The 16,964-nt window shown below is 72.6% G+C and carries 13 protein-coding genes and 3 pseudogenes; 9 read left to right on the top strand and 7 right to left on the bottom strand.

Annotation, left to right across the window (positions count from 1 at the left end):
• Positions 1-19: 19 nt before the first annotated feature.
• Positions 20-1,453, bottom strand: coding sequence for an FAD-binding oxidoreductase (locus ABZ945_RS02945; protein WP_361262786.1), 1,434 nt, complete (start codon positions 1,451-1,453; stop codon positions 20-22).
• A gap of 797 nt (positions 1,454-2,250) precedes the next feature.
• On the opposite strand from ABZ945_RS02945, the gene ABZ945_RS02950 reads away from it, so the two are divergent.
• The 3 genes from ABZ945_RS02950 to ABZ945_RS02960 are packed head-to-tail and all read left to right on the top strand — an operon-like array spanning position 2,251 to position 4,898.
• Positions 2,251-2,931 (top strand): phosphatase PAP2 family protein, encoded by a 681-nt coding sequence (locus tag ABZ945_RS02950; RefSeq protein ID WP_361262789.1) that lies wholly within the window; start codon positions 2,251-2,253, stop codon positions 2,929-2,931.
• On the top strand, positions 2,924-3,886 hold the full coding sequence (locus tag ABZ945_RS02955; protein ID WP_361262792.1) for a decaprenyl-phosphate phosphoribosyltransferase: 963 nt from the start codon (positions 2,924-2,926) through the stop codon (positions 3,884-3,886). Before ABZ945_RS02950 ends, ABZ945_RS02955 begins: the two co-directional genes overlap by 8 nt.
• A 49-nt stretch (positions 3,887-3,935) precedes the next feature.
• Positions 3,936-4,898, top strand: a complete 963-nt coding sequence (locus ABZ945_RS02960) for a YihY/virulence factor BrkB family protein (RefSeq protein WP_361262796.1) — start codon at positions 3,936-3,938, stop codon at positions 4,896-4,898.
• On the opposite strand, the gene ABZ945_RS02965 is transcribed toward ABZ945_RS02960, so the two are convergent.
• Positions 4,840-6,126, bottom strand: coding sequence for a D-alanyl-D-alanine carboxypeptidase (locus ABZ945_RS02965; protein ID WP_361262799.1), 1,287 nt, complete (start codon positions 6,124-6,126; stop codon positions 4,840-4,842). The two genes, ABZ945_RS02960 and ABZ945_RS02965, sit on opposite strands and share 59 nt — an antisense overlap.
• A gap of 79 nt (positions 6,127-6,205) precedes the next feature.
• Between ABZ945_RS02965 and ABZ945_RS02970 the strand changes: the two are divergent.
• The 3 genes and pseudogenes from ABZ945_RS02970 to ABZ945_RS02980 form a co-directional block, all read left to right on the top strand.
• Positions 6,206-6,430: pseudogene (locus tag ABZ945_RS02970) on the top strand (hypothetical protein); the annotation flags it as partial.
• Between the two features lie 156 nt (positions 6,431-6,586).
• A complete protein-coding gene (locus tag ABZ945_RS02975; RefSeq protein WP_361262802.1) occupies positions 6,587-7,927 on the top strand; it encodes a metallophosphoesterase in 1,341 nt (446 codons plus the stop codon).
• A gap of 51 nt (positions 7,928-7,978) precedes the next feature.
• Positions 7,979-8,856: pseudogene (locus tag ABZ945_RS02980) on the top strand (PhzF family phenazine biosynthesis isomerase).
• Positions 8,857-9,178: 322 nt separating this feature from the next.
• Here the strand turns inward: ABZ945_RS02980 and ABZ945_RS02985 are convergent.
• The gene (locus tag ABZ945_RS02985) at positions 9,179-12,082 is read right to left on the bottom strand and encodes an RHS repeat-associated core domain-containing protein (RefSeq protein ID WP_361262805.1); all 2,904 of its coding nucleotides are present in this window, start codon (positions 12,080-12,082) and stop codon (positions 9,179-9,181) included.
• A 19-nt stretch (positions 12,083-12,101) separates the two neighbouring features.
• Between ABZ945_RS02985 and ABZ945_RS02990 the strand changes: the two genes are divergently transcribed.
• The 3 genes from ABZ945_RS02990 to ABZ945_RS03000 all read left to right on the top strand — a co-directional run bounded on the left by ABZ945_RS02990 (position 12,102) and on the right by ABZ945_RS03000 (position 14,941).
• Positions 12,102-12,398, top strand: a complete 297-nt coding sequence (locus tag ABZ945_RS02990) for a hypothetical protein (protein ID WP_361262809.1) — start codon at positions 12,102-12,104, stop codon at positions 12,396-12,398.
• 570 nt (positions 12,399-12,968) lie between these two features.
• Positions 12,969-13,262, top strand: coding sequence for a hypothetical protein (locus tag ABZ945_RS02995; RefSeq protein WP_361262812.1), 294 nt, complete (start codon positions 12,969-12,971; stop codon positions 13,260-13,262).
• Between the two features lie 116 nt (positions 13,263-13,378).
• Positions 13,379-14,941 (top strand): ABC transporter substrate-binding protein, encoded by a 1,563-nt coding sequence (locus ABZ945_RS03000; RefSeq protein ID WP_361262815.1) that lies wholly within the window; start codon positions 13,379-13,381, stop codon positions 14,939-14,941.
• Positions 14,942-15,003: 62 nt separating this feature from the next.
• On the opposite strand, the gene ABZ945_RS03005 is transcribed toward ABZ945_RS03000, so the two are convergent.
• From ABZ945_RS03005 to ABZ945_RS03020, 4 genes and pseudogenes are all read right to left on the bottom strand, one after another.
• Positions 15,004-15,222, bottom strand: a complete 219-nt coding sequence (locus tag ABZ945_RS03005; protein WP_361262947.1) for a DUF397 domain-containing protein — start codon at positions 15,220-15,222, stop codon at positions 15,004-15,006.
• Positions 15,199-15,372 (bottom strand): annotated as a pseudogene (locus tag ABZ945_RS03010) (DUF397 domain-containing protein); the annotation flags it as partial. The pseudogene ABZ945_RS03010 and the gene ABZ945_RS03005, both read right to left, overlap by 24 nt.
• Before the next feature lie 85 nt (positions 15,373-15,457).
• Positions 15,458-16,180, bottom strand: coding sequence for a TetR family transcriptional regulator (locus ABZ945_RS03015; RefSeq protein WP_361262950.1), 723 nt, complete (start codon positions 16,178-16,180; stop codon positions 15,458-15,460).
• Positions 16,181-16,269: 89 nt separating this feature from the next.
• Positions 16,270-16,839, bottom strand: a complete 570-nt coding sequence (locus ABZ945_RS03020; RefSeq protein WP_361262818.1) for a DUF3515 domain-containing protein — start codon at positions 16,837-16,839, stop codon at positions 16,270-16,272.
• Positions 16,840-16,964: the final 125 nt, after the last annotated feature.

Consider the following 16,964-nt stretch of genomic DNA (forward strand, 5'->3'; position numbering starts at 1 on the left):
AGTGATCAGTGATCAGTGATCAGAGGGAGAGGCGGCGGGCGAGGTCCGAGGTGAACACCCCGCGCGGGTCGAGTTCGGCGCGCAGCGCCCGGAAGTCCGCCAGCCGCGGATACATCGCGGCCAGCGCGTCCGGCCGCAGCCGGGAGTCCTTGGCGAGGTAGACCCGGCCACCGGCGTCCGCGACCTCCTCGTCCAGCTCGTCCAGGAAGGCGCCCAGCCCGCTCAGCCCGGCCGGGATGTCCAGGGCCAGGGTCCAGCCCGGCATCGGGAACGACAGCCAGCCCGGATCGCCCGCGCCGAACCGCTTGAGCACCGCCAGGAAGGACGGGCAGCCGCGCCGGGCGATCCGGCGCACCACCCGGCGCAGGGTCTCCTCCCGGCCGTGTCCCACCACCAGCTGGTACTGCACGAAGCCGCCCCGGCCGTAGACCCGGTTCCAGTGCGGTACGCCGTCCAGCGGGTGGAAGAAGGAGGTCAGCCGCTGGAGCTCGCCGGTGCGGTGCCGGGGCGCCCGGCGGTACCAGGCCTCGTTGAACAGGCCGACCGTGGTCCGGGTGAGCAGCCCCTCCGGCAGAAACGGGGGTGGGGCGGGCAGCCGGGCCGGGCGGAACGCCAGCGGATCGCGCCGCCCGCGCCCTCCGACTCGGGCCCGGCGCGGCAGCTCCGCGGCCCGGGCGTGGTCGCCGCGGGTGAGCACCGCCCGGCCGGTCGCCGCGCCGCGCGCCAGCAGGTCGATCCAGGCCACCGAGTAGCGGTAGCCGTCGTCGTTGGCGGTGAGCCGGGCCAGCAGGTCGTCCAGATCGGTGGCGCGCTCGGTGTCCACCGACATCCAGGCGGTCTCCACCGGCACCAGCTGGATCTCGGCGGCCAGCACCACCCCGGTGAGCCCCATCCCGCCGGTGGTGGCGTCGAACAGCTCCGTGCCCGGCAGCACGGTCCGCACCGAGCCGTCCGCGGTGAGCAGGTCGAAGGCGCGGACATGGCGCCCGAAGGACCCGGAGACATGGTGATTCTTGCCGTGCACATCCGCGCCGATGGCCCCGCCGACCGTCACATACCGGGTCCCCGGGGTGACCGGCACGAACCAGCCGAGCGGCAGCAGCACCTCCATCAGCCGGTGCAGGCTCACCCCCGCGTCACACACCACGACCCCGGCCTCGGCGTCGATCGAGCGGATCCGGCCCAGCCCCGTCATGTCGATGACATCCCCGCCCGCGTTCTGCGCGGCGTCCCCGTATGCCCGGCCCAGGCCTCGGGCGATCCCGCCGCGCTCCCCGCAGCCCAGCACCGCGGCGGCCGCCTCCTGGTAGCTGCGTGGCCGCAACACCCGGGACACGGTCGGCGCGGTGCGCCCCCAACCGGTCACCTGCCGTACCTCGTACGGCTCCTCGTACGGCTCCTCGTACGGATCGGGGGAGGAGGTGGTGGGCGGGACGGCGGGAGCGTCAGGCATGAGGGTGACGGTATCGCCGCATATGGGCGGTTCGGCCGCCCCCGCCGCCGTGTCGCCGGGTGCGGCCGGGGGCGGGGCCGACGGGCGCGGCCGGAGTAACCCGGCTGACCGAAACGGGTGATGAAACGAGTGTCGTACGAGATTCCCGCGAGGGTCGGCCGAGAGGCGCGGCAGAGTCGCCCTGCGCGCGCCCGGTGACCGGGCCCCGCGCACCCGGTTCCGGCACGAGCGGTGCGAATGGCGCCTTCGCGCCGTACGTCTGGCGGGCCCGCCGGTGGTGCGGCCCGGCAGTGGAGCGGGTGCCGTCCGGCATGGAACCGGTGGCGGTCCGGCAGTGGAACCGATGGCGTCCCGGCGGTGGAACCGGTGGCGGTTTGGCAGTGGAACCGGCGGCGTCCCGGCGGTGGAAGGGGTGGCGGAGGATGCGGTACGCGGACGGGCACACCCGCCACGAGGACGGCCGGCCCCCATCCGGCGACCCCCCGGGCCACCCCTGCGCGGGCTGCGGCCCCGCGGGCCCCGCCTTCCACCCGATGCCGCCGGTGCCGCGGGCTTCTGCGAGCCGGCCGCACCCGCCCGAGCCCGGGGCCGGGGCTGCACACCCGCCCGCTCCCGTACCGGCGACCGGTCCGGTAAGCGCACCCGGTGCCGTACGTGCGCCCGAGGCTGGGGCGGCACCCGGAGCCGTAGCCCGTACCGGGCCGGGGGCCGTACACCCGTCTGGGGCCCCTTCCCGTACCGGCGCAGGGGTCGCGGCTGACGCCTGGTCCGTCCGCCACCACCCGGCGCCCGCGCCCATGGCCCCGTCGCGGCATGCGCTGCTCGGGGCGGACCAGTGGGTACTGGCCGCGTTCCGCCGGGCGGGCGTGCGGTGGTCCGGGGTAGGGCGGGCCGCGCGGAGGCTGTCGCTGGCCGGAGAGCACGCCGCGCTCTGGGTCGCCGCCGGACTGGTGGGAGCCGCGGTCGACCCGGCCCGGCGCCAGGAGTGGCTGCGGGCGACCGCCGTCACCTGCGCCGCCCACCTGGCCAGCTCCGCCGCCAAACAGGCCATCCGCCGCCCCCGCCCGGTAAGCACTCAAGGCACCGCACCCGCCCCCGCCACCGCGCCCACCTCCGGCGCCCCACCGGCCTCCGGCCCCCGCCCAGTGGGCATCTCAGGGGCCGCACCCAGCACCCCACCGCCGCCCGGCCCCCACTCCGTAGGCGGCACCCCACCACCCCCAGGCCGCCGCCAGGTGGGCACCCTCGGCCGCTACTCCTTCCCCAGCTCGCACGCCGCCTCCTCGGTGGCCGCCGCGGTTGCCTTCGGGGCGGTCCGGGTGGGCGCGGGGCGGGTGGCGGGGCCGGTGGCGGCGGCGATGTGCGTGGCCCGGCTGGTGACGGGCGTCCACTATCCGACCGACGTGGCCGCCGGGGCGCTGCTCGGCGCGGTGGTGGCCCGGTGGACCCCGTACCGGCACTTCCACCGCCATGGCTGAGCCCACCACGCTGACCGCCGGGCCCAGCCCGGCCCCCGCGGCCCGCCGCCTCTCCGCGTACGCGCACACCGCCCGGCTCACCCGGGGGCTGCTGCGTACCGCCCGGCCCCGGCAGTGGGTGAAGAACCTCCTGGTCGTCGCCGCCCCGGCCGCCGCCGGGCAGCTCGCCGACCGCCACACCCTGCTGCGGCTCGCGCTGGTCTGCGCCCTGTTCACGGCCGCCTCCGCCGCCGTCTACCTGGTCAACGACGCCCGGGACGCCAAGGCCGACCGGGCGCACCCGGTCAAACGGCTGCGCCCGGTCGCCGCCGGCGAGGTCCCGGCACCGCTCGCGTACACCACCGGCGCGCTGCTCGCAGCCGCCGCCGTCACCGGGGCCGCGCTCGCCTGCACCCCGATGACGGCCGTGCTGATCGCCGCGTACCTCGCCATACAGCTCGCCTACTGCCTCCGCCTCAAGCACGTCCTCGTGGTCGACCTGGCCGTGGTCGCCACCGGCTTCCTGATGCGGGCCATGGTCGGCGGAGTGGCCCTAGCCATCCCCCTCTCCCGCTGGTTCCTGCTCACCACCGCCTTCGGCGCGCTGTTCATGGTGGCCGCCAAGCGCTACTCCGAGGCCGTCCAGCCCGCCGGGCGGGACGGGCGCACCCGGGCGCTGCTCACCGAGTACACCGCCGGCTACCTCCGCTTCGTCTGGCAGCTCGCGGCCGGCGGCGCGGTGCTCGGCTACTGCCTCTGGGCGCTGGAGGGCGGCGGCAGCGCGACCGGCGGGGCGCTGCTGCCCTGGCGCCAGCTCTCCATGGCCGCCTTCATCCTCGGGGTGCTGCGGTACGCGGTCTTCGCCGACCGGGGCGCGGCGGGCGCCCCGGAGGACGTGGTGCTGCGGGACCGGCCGCTGGCCGTGATCGGACTGGCCTGGCTCGCGGTGTACGCGCTCGCGGTGACCGGCCTGTGACCACCGGGTTTCCTCTTTCGACTAGGCGGGGGCGGGTAGGGGAAGCCCCATGGACTGGCTGACCAAGCTCCCCATCGTCGGGCCGCACGCCGCCCGGCTGATGCGCACCCACGCCTGGCGCTCGTACGAGACCCTGGAACGCGCCCACTGGACCCGGTTGGCCGCCGCCATCACCTTCATCAGCTTCCTGGCGCTCTTCCCGCTGATCACGGTGTCCGCCGCGGTCGGCGCCGCGCTGCTCAGCCAGGAGCAGGTGCGCACCCTGGAGGCCAAGCTCAGCGAGCAGGTGCCGGGCATCTCCGACCAGCTCGACCTGAACTCGCTGATCGCCAACGCCGGCACCGTCGGCCTGGTCGGCGGCGCCCTGCTGCTCTTCACCGGCATCGGCTGGATCGGCTCCATGCGCGACTGCCTGCGCGCGGTGTGGGAGTGCGACGACGCCGACCTCGGCAACCCGATCGTCCGCAAGGCCAAGGACGGGGTGGTGCTGGCCGGGCTGGGCGCGGCCGGGCTGGCCTCCTTCGCCGTCTCCGGCTTCGGCTCCACCGCCGTGGGCTGGACCGCCGACCGGATCGGCATCCCGTCCAGCGGCGCCGGCGCCGTACTGCTCCAGCTCGGCGCGCTCGCCCTCGCCGTGCTCGCCGACTTCCTGCTCCTGCTGTACGTGCTGACGCTGCTGCCCGGCGTGCACCCGCCGCGCCGTCGGCTGGTGGTGGCCGCGCTGCTCGGCGCGGTCGGCTTCGAGGCGCTGAAGCTGCTGCTCGGCGGCTATATGAGCGGGGTGGCGGGGAAGTCGATGTACGGCGCCTTCGGGGTGCCGGTCGCGCTGCTGCTGTGGATCAATTTCACCGCCAAGCTGCTGCTGTTCTGCTCCGCCTGGACGGCCACCGGCTCCAAGAGCGAGCTGGACGAGCGGTCGGCCGCCGCCGAGGAGCGGAACGGCGACCCGGGCTCTACGCCCGGGGCGAGCGCCGACGGCGGACCAGGTCCGGCAGCGGCCATCGCCGGTTGACCAGGAACACCCCGCCGACCAGCAGCGCCAGCGCCCCACCGGCCACCGCCAGCGCGGTCCCGGCCCCGTCCGCACCGCCCCCGGCCGGCTGAGCGGCCGTCTCGCCCTTGCCGCCCCCGTCCGCGTCACCCCGCCCCTCCACCGGGAGGTTGCCGCCGCTCTCACCGCCGCCCGGGCGCGCCGACTTCGGCGCCACCAGCTCGCCCACCGGGTTCACCTTCCCGGCCGCCGAGAACCCCCAGTCGAGCAGCCGCCCGGCCTCCCGGTAGACGGCATGGCTCTCCTTCGGGGACGGGTTCATCACCGTCACCAGCAGCACCCTGCCGTTCCGCTCGGCCACCCCGGTGAAGGTCTGCCCGGCGTGCGTGGTGTTGCCGTTCTTCACCCCGGCGATGCCCTGGTAGGCGGGCATGTCGAAGTCGCCGGTCAGCAGCTTGTTGGTGTTCTGGATCTCGAACGAGCCGCGCTTCTTGCCCTTCTCGGCCTCGCCGGGGAAGTTGGCGCGGGGCGTCGCCGCGTACTCCCGGAAGTCCTTGTTCTGCAACCCGCTGCGGGCGATCAGGGTGAGGTCGTATGCGGAGGAGACCTGGCCCGGCTCGTCGTAGCCGTCCGGCGAGACCACATGGGTGTCCAGCGCCTGGAGCTCGGCGGCCCGCTCGTTCATCTCGGCCACGGTCTTCTTCACGCCGCCGTTCATCTCCGACAGCACATGCACCGCGTCGTTGCCGGACTTCAGGAACACGCCCAGCCACAGATCGTGGACGGTGTACTTCTGGTTCTCCTTGACCCCCACCAGGCTGGAGCCCGCGCCCAGCTTCGCCAGATCGGCCGGCTTCACCTGGTACGACCGGGTGCGCGGCAGCTTGGGCAGCAGGGTGTCGGCGAACAGCATCTTCATGGTGGAGGCCGGGGCCAGCCGCCAGTGCGCGTTGTTCGCGGCCAGGATCTGACCGCTCTCCGCGTCCGCCACGATCCAGGACCGCCCGGTGACCTGCTTCGGCAGCACCGGCACCCCCGGCGTCAGATTGACCTGCACGCCCGGCCGCCCCAGTTTCACCCCGCCCAGGGCGGACATCCCGGCCGGCGGCTTGGGCTGCTTGTCCTCCGCGTCCGGCCCCGGCGCCGCGAACGCCGGCCCGGCCACCAGCACCGGCAGCAGCGCGGCCGAGACCACCGCGGCCGCCGCAATCCTCTTACGGGCTGTCCGGCCCTCGACTATTCGAGCCATCGGTACCGCCTCCTCGCCCTTCGCCGCGGCCGCCGCACCCCGCCCCGGCCGGTCCACCGGAGCGGGCGATACTGGATCCATGAAGCTCAGCCGCCGCGCCTCCTGGTTCCTGCTCGCCTTCGGGGTGTGGAGCTGGTTCATCTGGATCACTTTCGTCAAGAATCTGTGGAACGACGGGAGCGGACTGGCCTTCGACGACGCCGGCGACCCCACCCCCTACTTCTGGGTCCACCTGCTGCTGGCCGTCACGTCCTTTGTTCTGGGGACGGCTGTGGGTGCCATCGGGTTGCGCGGTGTCCGCGCCTCCCGCGCGGGTGAGGGGGCGGCCGGCGCCGGTGACGAGGCGGCCGACCCCGCTGACGGGGAGGCCGGGAACCATCCTCCCCGACGGCCCGTTCAGCCGACCGACGCCTCCGACCACCGATCGGTGGAGAGGCAGGGATAGGGGAGTCAAGGGCCCGTGCTGCTCGCTGTGCTGCTGTTCGTCGTCGTCATCGCCCTTCTCACGGGGGTCCACTGGTATGTCTGGCGGCGCCTGGTCCGTGATGTGACGGTACGCGGCAGCCTGGCGCGGCGCGCGGGGACCACCGCCATCGTGGTGCTCCCGCTGCTGTCCTTCGCCGCGCTGTCGGCGGGCCGCGCGGGGGTGCCCTTCACCCTCCAGCGGATCCTGGCCTGGCCCGGCTTCCTCTGGCTGGCGCTGCTGCTCTACGTGGTGCTCGCCCTCCTCGTCGGCGAGGCGGTGCGCCCCCTGCTGCTGCGCACCCTGGAGCGCCGCGCCGCCACCAGGGCCCCGGCCGCACCGGCCCCCGAGACCCCGGTCGAGCCCGTCCCCGCCGGTGCGGCCGCGTCGGCCGCCGGTACGGGCGGCGACGGCGCTACGAGTACGAGTACGGATACGGGGACGGGCACCGACCCGAGTACCGCCACCGACCCCGGGGGCACCCCCTCCGCAGCCTCCCCCTCCCCTTCCCCCCTCTCCCGCCGCCTCTTCGTCTCCCGGATCGTCGGCGGCACCGCGGCGGCCGCCGCCGTGGGGACCGTCGGCTACGGCAGCTACGGGGTGCTGCGCGGGCCCCGGGTCAAGCGGGTGACGGTGCCGCTGGCCAAGCTGGGCCGGGCCGCGCACGGCTACCGCATCGCCGTGGTCAGCGACATCCACCTCGGCCCCATCCTCGGCCGCGCCCACACCCAGCGGATCGTGGACGCCATCAACGCCACCCAGCCCGACCTGGTGGCCGTGGTCGGTGACCTGGTGGACGGCACCGTCGCCGACCTCGGCCCCGCCGCCGAACCACTCGCCCAGCTACAAGCCCGACACGGCTCCTTCTTCGTCACCGGCAACCACGAGTACTTCTCCGGTGCCACCGAATGGGTGGACCACGTCCGCGAGCTGGGCCTGCGACCCCTCCAGAACGAGCGCGTCGAGATCGCCGGCTTCGACCTGGCCGGAGTCAACGACCCCGCGGGCGAGACCGAGAACGACGGCCCCGACTTCGGTGCCGCCCTCGGCGACCGGGACCGGACCCGTACCTCCGTGCTCCTCGCCCACCAGCCGATCGTCATCGACGAGGCGGTACGCCACGGGGTGGACCTCCAGCTCTCCGGCCACACCCACGGCGGCCAGCTCTGGCCCGGCAACTACCTCGCCGAGCTGGCCAACCCCACCGTCGCCGGCCTTGAGCGCTACGGCGACACCCAGCTCTACGTCTCCCGCGGCGCCGGCGCCTGGGGCCCACCCGTCCGCGTCGGCGCCCCCTCCGACATCACCCTGGTCCAGCTGGCCTCCCGCCAGGCCTGAGCCCGGCCGCGCGCCGGAATAGTCCCTGACGCACCCCGCGTTGCCGCGATCATGACGACGAACGCGCCACGCCCCGAGGTCCTGCGCTACACCGCCTTCTCCAGCTCCCCCGACGGCGGCAACCCGGCCGGAGTCGTCCTGGACGCCACCGGCCTGGACGACGGCGACATGCTGGCGATCGCCGCCGAGCTCGGTTACTCGGAGTCCGCGTTCCTGACCGCGCCCCCCGAGGGCCTGGGCGGCGGCGATGACGGGCGGGCGTACCGCATCCGCTACTTCAGCCCCAAGGCCGAGGTGCCTTCTGTGGCCACGCCACCGTGGCGACCGCCATCGCACTCGCCGAGCGCACCGGTCCCGGGAAGCTGCTGTTCGCCACCCGCGCCGGCACCGTCCCGGTGGAGGTGGTCGAGCAGGGCGGTGCGGTGCGGGCCACTCTCACCAGCGTCGAGCCGCACATAGCCCCCATCACCGACGCCGACCTCACCGAGGCGCTTGCCGCGCTCGACTGGCCGGCCACCGATCTCGACCCGGCCTTCCCGCCCCGTATCGCCTTCGCCGGCGCCCGCCACCTGGTCCTCGCGGCGGCCACCCGCGCCCGTCTCGCCGACCTGTCCTATGACTTCGCCCGCCTGGAAGCCCTGATGCACCGCCTGGACCTGATCACGGTCCAGCTGGTGTGGCGGGAGTCGGCCACCGTCTTCCACGTCCGCGACCCGTTCCCCGTCGGCGGCGTCGTGGAGGACCCGGCCACCGGCGCCGCGGCCGCCGCCTTCGGCGCGTACGCCCGAGAGCTCGGCCTCGTCCCCGAGGACGCCGTCCTCACCCTCCACCAGGGCGAGGACCTGGGCCGCCCCGGCGAACTCACCGTCACCCTCCGCCCGGGCGACCCGCGTGTGCAGGTGAGCGGGACGGGGGCGCGTATCGGCTGAGGCGCCGATCGTGACGAGGGGTCATAACCGACGCCGCACCCCGTTCTGCACTGGGGTGCGGCGCGCGGTTCGCTGCCTTGGCGCTGGCCGAGGTGGTTGGCAGGCTGGTTCATTGAACTGACCGAGGGTCTTTCAGACTGCGGCCCGGGTAGAACCATGAGGGCACCGCAGCCTGGCTAGCGCTTTCTGCCGAGGAAGAGAGCGCCGACAAGGGCTGACGCTCCCAGGCAGAGGGCCAAGCCCCTTCCGGGATGGTCATCCAGGAAGGACAGCACGGCCAGGACAACGAGTAGGGCAGCTCCCAGGAGAGCCATTGCGCGACCTACAAGCATTCATTCTCCACTACATCAATCGTTGCCGATCCTGCGCCCACCAGCGCGCCTCCCGCCGCCAGTGATGCCCCTGCCGTGGACGGGGCCGTAACAGCCACTCCAGCCAGCCCGATCCCGATCCCGAGAAAGGTCAGACCCGCCTTGAGGCAGTTGCTGCGCCGGTCCAGGCCGGTCAGATCCATGTTGTTGACCGGGTCGCCCCCCGCGTACAGGTACGGGTTGGTCTCCTGACCCGAGGGGTCGGGAGAGGTGAAGCGGCCGAGAGTGGGGTCGTAGTAGCGGGCGCCCATCTTGTAGAGGCCGGTGGGGTCGAGGTAGGCGCCGGAGAAGCGGTAGGGCTGGGGGACCGTCTCGGTGGTGGTGCCGGGGCGGCCGTAGGCGGTGTACGAGTAGGTGTGGGTGCGCCTGCCGGTGTCGTCGACCAGACCGAGGACGTTGCCGGTGGCGTCGGTCAGGTAGTAGTGGGACTTCCCCCCGGTCCGCATGGAGTTGAGGGTGCCCGCCGGTTCGCGGATGAATCCGGTGTCGGTACCGGCGGTGGTGGTTCCGGTCAGGCCGAGGGCCGTGGTGTGGAACCAGGTGGTGCCGAGCTTGGTGCGCTCGTCGTTGTCGGTCCCGGCGTGCACGCCGTCGCGGGTGGTGCCGTCGGTGGTGATGGCCTTGAGCTGGCTGTGGTCGGTCCAGGCCTCACCGATACGGGCGGTGCCGTCCTTCGGGGCGCCCGCGGTCTCGTTGCCGGACTTGTCGTAGGACCAGCCGGTGGTGGAGCCGTTCCGCGAGATCAGCTGGGAGGCGTCGTTGTAGGCGTAGCCGGCGGAGGGGAGGCAGGCGCCCCCGCTGTCGGTGAGGTTGCCGGCCTTGTCGTAGCAGAACTTCGTGAAGGTGGTCGGCTGGCCGGGCTTGACCGGCTGGACGTCGTGCAGGCGGCCCTGGCTGTCGTAGACGTACGTGGTGGTGGTCTGGGTCGCCTTGTCGGTGCGGGTGCGGATCTTGGTGCCGTCGCTCTTGCCGTCGGTGCCGTATTTGTAGGTGTAGGCGAGGTCGACCAGGGTGGCCGAGCCGGCGACGGCCTTCACGGTCTCGGGGCGGCCCGAGGCGTCAAGGGTGACGGTCTGGGTGGTGCCGCCCGGGTACGTCGTCCTGGTGCGCTTGTCGTTGCTGTCGTAGTCGAAGTCGGTCCTCTTGCCGCCCGGGTCGGTGAGGTGGTCCAGGCGCCCGGCGGCGTCCCAGGTGTAGTCGGTCTTGCCGTTGGCGTCGGTGTACCAGTCGATGTCACCGCCCGGCGTGTACGCGAGCACGGTCTGCACACCGTTCTGCAGGGTGCGGGTGGACTCGCGGTTCAGCGCGTCGAAGGTCCAACCGGTGGTGCCGGACGCGTCCTTGCGGGAGACGGTGTTGCCGTCGGCGTCATAGGCGTAGGTGACGGTCTGGGTGGTGGAGGACACCGAGACGACGCGGTCCCGGTTGTCGTAGTCGTACACGCTCTTGATGCCGCGGCCGTCGATGGCGGTCTCCAGCCGGCCGAGCGCGTCATAGGTGTAGGTGGTGACCCCGAGCGGGGCGGGCGGGGTGACCTTGGTCAGGTTGCCCTTGGCGTCGTACTGGAAGGAAGTGGTCTTGCCGTTGGGGTCCTTGGCGGTGCAGCGCTGGCCCTCGAACCCGCCGCAGGTCGGGTTCGCCTTGTTGTAGGTGTAGGAGCGCTCACCGCCCTCGGCGCCGGTGGTGGCCACCGACAGGGTGTTCCCGGCCGCGTCGTAGGTGTACTTCTCCTTCTGCCCGTCGGCGTTGCTCATGTCGGAGGGCAGATCGGTACCGGCGATGGTCTGGTACTGAGCGGTGGCGTTGGCGCCGGTGGGCAGCTTGGCGGACGTGGGGTTGTTGCGGCTGTCCCAGCCGTAGGTGGTGACATTGCCGCCGGTGCCGCCGCTGCCGGTGCCCATGGCGTCGGTGGCGGTCTGCACCTGACGGCTGGTGTAGGTGCGGTGGCGGCTGTGGTTCAGCGGGTCGGTGACCTTGGTGATCTCGCCGTCGGCGTTGTGGGTGTGGACGGTCTTGTCACCGTCCGGGTCGGTGGCCGTGGTGGTGCCCGCCGCCGACGGGGTCGCACCGGAGTAGGCGTAGGTCCAGGTGGGCCCGGTGCCGTCACCGGTGAGGCGCTGGAGCGAGCGGACCCGGTTCTGGGCGTCGTAGGTGAAGGCGGTGGCCCGGCCCTCGGGGGTGGTCACCTTCGTCAGCCGACGCGAGGAGTCGTACTCGTAGGTCGTCGCCTTGCCGGCGGTGTCGGTGCTCTTGGCGAGGTCGCCGGAGGAGTTCAGGTCGAAGACGGCGGTGCGGCCGGTGTGGTCCTTGGCCTGCCACTGGTTGGCGTACGTCTTGACCAGGTCGATCCAGCGGCCGGAGCGGGTCTCGGTGAGCTTGAGGCCCTTGTGCTCGCTGCCCTCGTCATGTTGGTCGACAGTGATGGTGCCGTTGTTCTTGTCCGTGACCTTGGTCAGGGTGCCGTGGGTGTCGTAGGTGTCCTTGGACCCGGACGAGCGAGTGGTGAGGGTGTAGGTGCCGTCCGTGTTCTTCTTCAGGTCCTTGGAGTAGCCGGCCGGGGTGGTGAAGGTGCCGTCGGCCTTCTTGGCGAACCGCACCGCGTCCCCGGTGGCGTCGAAGAGCACCACCTCGTCGGTGGACACCTTCAGATAGCGCTCCCAGCCCTGCCACCACCGCTGGGACACCTTGCCCCAGGGAGCGTCCAGGGAGTTGTACGTCCGGGTGAGCTGGAGCTTCTGCCCGACGCCCGCGATGTCGAAGTCCGTGGCCGCCAGCATCAGGTTGCCGTTCGACAGGTTCACCCGCGCCACCAGCGCGTCACTCAGCCGGGTGTCGGAGAACTGGTGCCAGGGCACCTGCCCCTGACCCTCGGGTATGAAGTCGGTGCTGGCGGCCTTGGCCCCCGACCGGGCGGCGGGCGCTGCGGTGCCGGTGGCGCGGGCCCGCTCGGCCGCCCGCCAGGCGGCCACCTCGGCGGAGCGCTCCGCCTCCGGCTCGGAGACGGGTGCCGTGGTCGTCCCGGACGGCACCGTCGGCGCGGTCACCGGCTTGCCCGGTGTCGTCCACGGCGTCGTCGCCTCCGGTAACTCCGGGTTCGGCCCCGGAGCGGCGTACGCCGGGGCGCCGGCCACCACCAGCGATACGGCGGTGATCGCGGCGGTCAGGCCGTAGCGGACGGTACGAGAGGTACGGGCGGTTGTGCGGGCACGTCGAGGAGACGTGCCCGAAGCACGCGGATGCATCATTTCCCCCCAGGAAGATGCGCCTCAGCAACCCCAGTGGTCACCGGGCACGCACAAGGTGTCACGAGACCTTCACGGCGGCGGCTTGGCTGCCCGTGATCTCCGAACGTATGCGGTGCGGAATCAGCCCCGCCGTATGCCCGGGGGTGGGGGCTTATGGGGCCCTCCAAAAGGGTCAGAGGCGGTCGTTTGACCCCTGATGGGGAGGGCTTTCCCGGATTCCGCGGAACGGTTGGGTGCTGAGAATGGCGTGATCGAGAGGTGTACGACTGAACTGCTGCCGGGCGGCAGTATTTGCGATCTGTTCCAGTCTTCGTCTGAGTGGCGACTGCTTGGTGAAGCGGGCTGATTTGTGCCTTTTAGTGGGCCGAGTTGCCCGGTTGCAGCCTTTTCGTTCTGCCTCTGTGAATGTCCGACAGGCTGCCTCTGCGGCGATCAGGACCGGCCAGAAGACGTTCACTTGCCGCACACAACCGTGCTCATCTCGGGGGGAACAACGATGCGTACGCATCTCTGGGTGACGGCCACCCGCTGCACCGGTCGGCTGGTCTGCTGGTCGCTCGCGCTCGCCATGGCCACTGGGGCGGTGGAGGCGAGTGTCGCGCCGGACCCCGCCTGGTGGCGGAGTACGTGGCTGGTGCCCTGGTGGGCCGCGCCCGCCGCCCTGCTGCTCTGGGCCCCGTTACGGGTCGCCGAGAAGCGGGCGGTACGGGGCGGCGGGACCGACAGCGAGTCGGCCGAGCCGGAGCCGGGCGGCCCCGACGATCGCGCCGCCTACGGCACGGCGGCGTGAGCGGAATCTGTTGATCAACACCGGTGTACGGCACCGAAGTTGACCCTTCCACTATCGCAACCGCTGTGGTTGGCTGATCGCGTCGCGACGGGGGCGGGCGTGAAGGGGACACGGCGATGCGATCGGTGCGGCTCGGAACCCTGCTCGTCTGCGGCGCCCTGGTGGCCGGCGGGGTGGCGGCGGCCGCCTGGCAGCTCTGGCCGCAGGACGCCGCGCGGAGTGGGCCGATCACCGTCGGCACCACCGACGAGGTCTCCTCCCTCGACCCGGCGGGCGCCTATGACGCGGGCTCCTGGGCGCTGTTCGGCAATGTCTACCAGTCCCTGCTGACCTTCACCTCCGGCTCCACGCTCCCCGTCCCGGACGCGGCCGAGCGCTGCGCGTTCACCGATACGGGGCTTCGGACCTACCGCTGCCGGTTACGTGACGGCCTCACCTTCGCCGACGGCCGCCCGATCACCGGCGCCGACGTCAAGCACTCCTTCGACCGGCTGCGGGCCATCGCCTCGACCGTCGGCCCCGCACCGATCTTTGCCTCGCTCCGCAAGGTCGACGCCGCCGGGCCGGAGGTGACCTTCCACCTGGCCGCCCGGGACGCCACCTTCCCGCACAAGCTGGCCACCGGCGCCGGGGCCATCGTGGAGCGCGGCAGCTACCCCGCGAAGGCGCTGCGCAAGAGCACCGGCATCAACGGCTCGGGCCCGTATCTCCTCACCCAGTACGAACCCGGCAAGCGCGCCCGACTGGAGCCCAACCCCCGCTACCAAGGCGCCATTTCACGCCCCGGCGCCCCGGTCGAGATCCGCTACTTCAAGGAGTCCGCTGCGCTGGCCGCCGCCTGGAAGGAGCGCCGGGTCGACGTGGCCCACCGCCAGCTCCCGCCTCAGGAGCTGGCCGCACTGGAGGACGGGGCCGAGGACGGCGCCACCATCACCCAGGCGGGCAGCGCCGAGACCCGCAACCTGGTCTTCAGCCTCCGCAAGGGCTCACCCGTCGCCGACCCGGCCGTACGCCGTGCCGTCGCCGCGCTGCTCGACCGCTCGCGGATCGCCGCCGGGCCGTACCACTCCACCGTCGAACCGCTCTACTCGGTGATCCCGCGCGGTGTCCTCGGCCACAACAACGCCTTCCACGACGAGTATCCCGTCCCTTCCGCCGAGCGCGCGGCGCAACTGCTGCGGGAAGCCGGGATCCAGGCCCCTGTCCGGCTCACCTACGGCCACCGCAGCGGCGCCGCCTACGCCGAGGAGGCCGTCGAACTGCGCCGCCAACTCCAGAACGGCGGGTTGTTCGAGCTCGACGTGGTGACGGCCGACTGGCAGGACTTCCAACGGGGTTACGCGGATGGGGCGTACGACATGTACGGCCTCGGCTGGCTCGCGGACTTCCCCGACCCGGACAGCTTCGCCCAGCCGCTGGTCGGCCGGGGCAGCACCCTGCGCAACGGCTACGCCAGCAAGCAGGTGGACCGTCTGATCGCCGCCACCCAGCAGTACGGCGACCGAGCAAAGGCGGTAGGGGACTTCGGTGCCCTCCAGCGCGAGGTGGCCAAGGACGTACCGCTGCTGCCGCTCTGGCAGAACAAGGAGTACGTGCTCAGCACGGAGGACGTCACCGGTGCCCAGTACCTCTCCGACGGCACCGGCATCTGGCGGCTGTGGGAACTGCGCTGGATCTGAGCACGCCCGACACATACGAGAGGCCCCGCCACCGAGGTGGCGGGGCCTCCTGCCTGACTGACTCAGACCGCGCTGCGACGGGCGAACCCGACCAGCCCGGCCCACGCCTGCGGGCTCACCATCAGGGCAGGGCCCCCAGGCGTCTTGCTGTCCCGGACCGGGACGGTGCCGTGCTCGGCCGCGTACCCGGGCGCCCACTGGACGCACTGGCCGCCATCAGGGCCGCTGTATGAGGACGAGACCCACCCGGTGACCTGCGTCCAGGCCTTCGGGCTCACCATCAGCGCGGGCCCTTCCGGGGCCTTGCTGTCCCGGACGGGGACGGTGCCGTGCTCGGCCGCGTACCCGGGCGCCCACTGGACGCACTGGCCGCCATCAGGGCCGCTGTACGAGGACGAGACCCATCCGGCGCTGTCCGACCGGTGGGGCACGGCCCCCCGGGACGTCGGCAAGACGGTCTGGGCCGAGATCGCACGGGAGGGGACGGGGCGCCCGGGATAGCGCGCGGCCATGGCCTTACGGGCCGTCCGGGAGGAACTCCGCCAGTAGGTCCTCCAGTTGGCGCACCAGGGGCCGCAACACCCGGAAGCGGGAGAGGGCGATGGCGCGGGCGGCGATGGGGGCGATGCGCACCACCAGGCGGCGGCTGCGCTCGGCGCCGGGGGAGCGGTCGTACACCCAGAACAGCACCAGTCCCATCTGCATCATCCACAGCAGATACGGCAGCCGGTCGGCCAGTTCGGGCGCGGTCTTGGTGGAGGAGCCGGCCAGCACCTGGCGGTGGACGTCGACGGCTCGCTCACGGGCGTTGGCGGACTCGGGGGAGAACGGGCTGAGCGGGCTCTCCGGGTCGGCGGCGTTCTTGAAGAACTGGGCAGCGAAGCGGTGGTACGGCTCGGCCACCTCCAGCCAGCGGAGCAGGGTGCCCTCGATACGGTCGGCCAGCTCGGGGCCGCCGGCCAGGACGGGGCCCACGGCGGCCGCGTGCTCGGCGGAGATCCGGTCGTAGAAGCCCTGGACCAGGTGCTCCTTGGAGGAGAAGTAGTAGTAGGCGTTGCCGGTGGAGACCCCGGCCTCCTGGGCGATCGCCCGCATGGTCGTCTTGTCGTAGCCGCGCTCCTCGAAGAGGCGGAGCGCGGTCTCCAGGATGAGGGTGCGGGTCTGCTCGCTCTTCGGTGCCTTGGTTGCCCCGGCGGGCTTGGCTGCCTTGGCCGCCTTTGAGGAGGCCTCGGCCTCCACTCCGGCCCCGGTCCCCGGTTCCGTACCGCTCACCGCGTCCTTCACCTGTTCTCCGTTCCTGGCACCCGCACGCCCCTCATGTCCCGAGCCTAGAGGCTGCGCGGCACGGTCTTTCTCACGGCGTCGGCGAGGTCGATCAGGGCCTTGACGTCCCCGTACTCGGCGGGGATCACCACCTCCACGTACGCCTTGCGGTAGCTGGTGGTGCACCGGTAGCGGCCGTCCTCCTGCTTCTCCAGCACCCAGTCCACGCCGTTCACCTCGCCGCCGTTGGCCCGGGGGTCGTCCATCACGGGCGGCCGGTCCACCCCGCAGCGCAGCACCACGGCGGGGTCCCCCCAGGCGGCGGTGTACGGGGAGGAGGGCTCCGTCCCGCGCTGGCGGAGACCGGCGACGGTGGCGGGGAGCGCGTCGTGGAGGTCGCGGCAGAGCCGTTCGCCGGTGGCGTCGGGGGCGGGAGGGTCCACCTCGACCGTGTCCCCGCTGGAGAGCAGGTACGCGGCGAGGAGGGAGAGGAGTACGGCGAGGGGGACGCCGACGAGTACGAGGCGGCGGCGTCGCCGGGGCGGGCGGGCCGGGGCGGCGGGTTGCCCGGTGCCGCTGCCGTCGGCTGCCGCGCCGCCGCCCGTCGCGTCGTTCACGTCCACTCCCTCGTTCATGTCCTCACCTGAGCCTATCCAGGGGGTGGGTGAAAGTAGGAGACGTAGAACTCCTCCTCCCCGCCCAACTGCGCGAAGACCTCACCGGGCCTGGGGCCGCCGGGCGGTGTGTAGGGCACGCTGAG

Source organism: Streptomyces sp. NPDC046887 (assembly GCF_040644755.1).
Taxonomy (GTDB): Bacteria; Actinomycetota; Actinomycetes; order Streptomycetales; family Streptomycetaceae; genus Streptomyces; species Streptomyces lichenis.

What these genes read in the sequence shown, in the direction of transcription:
- ABZ945_RS02945 (WP_361262786.1), bottom strand. Translation starts at nt 1,453, where the DNA reads ATGCCTGACGCTCCCGCCGTCCCGCCCACCACCTCCTCCCCCGATCCG.
- ABZ945_RS02950 (WP_361262789.1), top strand. Translation starts at nt 2,251, where the DNA reads ATGGCCCCGTCGCGGCATGCGCTGCTCGGGGCGGACCAGTGGGTACTG.
- ABZ945_RS02955 (WP_361262792.1), top strand. Translation starts at nt 2,924, where the DNA reads ATGGCTGAGCCCACCACGCTGACCGCCGGGCCCAGCCCGGCCCCCGCG.
- ABZ945_RS02960 (WP_361262796.1), top strand. Translation starts at nt 3,936, where the DNA reads ATGGACTGGCTGACCAAGCTCCCCATCGTCGGGCCGCACGCCGCCCGG.
- ABZ945_RS02965 (WP_361262799.1), bottom strand. Translation starts at nt 6,126, where the DNA reads ATGGCTCGAATAGTCGAGGGCCGGACAGCCCGTAAGAGGATTGCGGCG.
- ABZ945_RS02990 (WP_361262809.1), top strand. Translation starts at nt 12,102, where the DNA reads ATGAAGTCGGTGCTGGCGGCCTTGGCCCCCGACCGGGCGGCGGGCGCT.
- ABZ945_RS02995 (WP_361262812.1), top strand. Translation starts at nt 12,969, where the DNA reads ATGCGTACGCATCTCTGGGTGACGGCCACCCGCTGCACCGGTCGGCTG.
- ABZ945_RS03000 (WP_361262815.1), top strand. Translation starts at nt 13,379, where the DNA reads ATGCGATCGGTGCGGCTCGGAACCCTGCTCGTCTGCGGCGCCCTGGTG.
- ABZ945_RS03005 (WP_361262947.1), bottom strand. Translation starts at nt 15,222, where the DNA reads ATGGTGAGCCCGAAGGCCTGGACGCAGGTCACCGGGTGGGTCTCGTCC.
- ABZ945_RS03020 (WP_361262818.1), bottom strand. Translation starts at nt 16,839, where the DNA reads ATGAACGAGGGAGTGGACGTGAACGACGCGACGGGCGGCGGCGCGGCA.